We start from the raw sequence: 791 nt of genomic DNA on the forward strand, positions 1-791 counted from the left end.
CCGCATTGCGGTACGTGCATAGAGAAACGGTTACGGGTCTGTAGCTCAGCTGGTTAGAGCGCACCCCTGATAAGGGTGAGGTCGGTAGTTCAAGTCTACTCAGACCCACCAAATTTAAACGATGGCTGCGTTGTTCGGGAACTCGCATACTGGTGTATGCTTCGCTCCCTCTCGCCTTGCCCTCCTTTAAATTACATTTGAGGTTTTGCTGCGTTGTTCGGGAACTCGCATACTGTTGTATGCTTCCTCACCTCTGCCTTGTCAGAACGCCAAAGCCGCGAAAATGTTCGGAAGTGCTCGTTAGAGTGTTCCTGGATATTGAAGCGCAGCGCTAGGGTGATTTGCCAAGGCTTGCGACGAACGAAGAAAGACGCATACCTCGATGGTATGTAACTGACTGAGTGAGGAGCGTAACGCAGGCAAAGCGACCTAGAGCAAGCCTGAAAGGGGGCCATAGCTCAGCTGGGAGAGCGCCTGGTTTGCATCCAGGAGGTCTGCGGTTCGATCCCGCATGGCTCCACCATCTACCTTATCTCTGCGTTCGCCGCGTCGTCGTGTACTGTTTGTACACTTCCTCCTTGCTGCCTTGATATAAGTCAGATGGATATTTTCCCAACCAATCTGTTCCACACATGTCCTGATTGATAAGCGCTTTATTTAGAGTGTTTATCAATCACATTATGTGATTTGCTCTTTAATAATTTGAACAAGCTGATAAAGAAACAAACGAAGTTTGAACAAGCCAAGTATAACTCACCAGATTAACTTTGGTGGCGTATCGTTCATGTCAA

General features: G+C 48.4%; 2 tRNA genes. Both read left to right on the forward strand.

Annotated features, from left to right (window positions below):
• Window positions 1-34 precede the first annotated feature (34 nt).
• A tRNA-Ile gene (locus DQW12_RS13300) sits at window positions 35-111 on the forward strand.
• A gap of 336 nt (window positions 112-447) precedes the next feature.
• Window positions 448-523 (forward strand) — tRNA-Ala (locus tag DQW12_RS13305).
• Window positions 524-791 lie beyond the last annotated feature (268 nt).

The organism is Aliidiomarina celeris (genome assembly GCF_003316875.1).
Taxonomy (GTDB): Bacteria; Pseudomonadota; Gammaproteobacteria; order Enterobacterales; family Alteromonadaceae; genus Aliidiomarina; species Aliidiomarina celeris.